This is a genomic window from Bacillus sp. SIMBA_074, assembly GCF_046534555.1.
Lineage (GTDB): Bacteria > Bacillota > Bacilli > Bacillales > Bacillaceae_G > Bacillus_A > Bacillus_A mycoides.
This window is the reverse complement of record NZ_JAWRYM010001187.1, coordinates 1-238: the sequence shown is the minus strand read 5'-3', so window position 1 is coordinate 238 and position 238 is coordinate 1. Positions and strand designations below refer to the sequence as shown.

Sequence of the window (238 nt, the reverse complement as noted above, 5' to 3'; positions counted from 1 at the left end):
CGCCCCTCGTCATGACGACACTCGTGTCAGGGCGTCAGTGCGTCAGTGCGTCAGCCGACGCCGTCGGATGATCAGCGCACCGGCGATGACGAGCAGCAGCGCGATCGCGGTCATCGCGACAGGAAGCTCGACACCGGTAGCGGCGAGGCCACCGCCGTCGGTGACGCTGCCGGGCACCGGGGGCGTCTGCCCGCCCGCGTTCTCGCCCGGGTTCTCGCCAGGGTTCTCAACCGGGTTC

General features: G+C 70.6%; 1 protein-coding gene. It reads right to left on the bottom strand.

All coding sequences use genetic code 11. From position 1 onward, the window contains the following. Nucleotides 1–42: 42 nt before the first annotated feature. A partial coding sequence (locus SB773_RS34475) for an LPXTG cell wall anchor domain-containing protein (RefSeq protein ID WP_410595029.1) occupies nt 43–238 on the bottom strand: 196 nt, incomplete at its 5' end.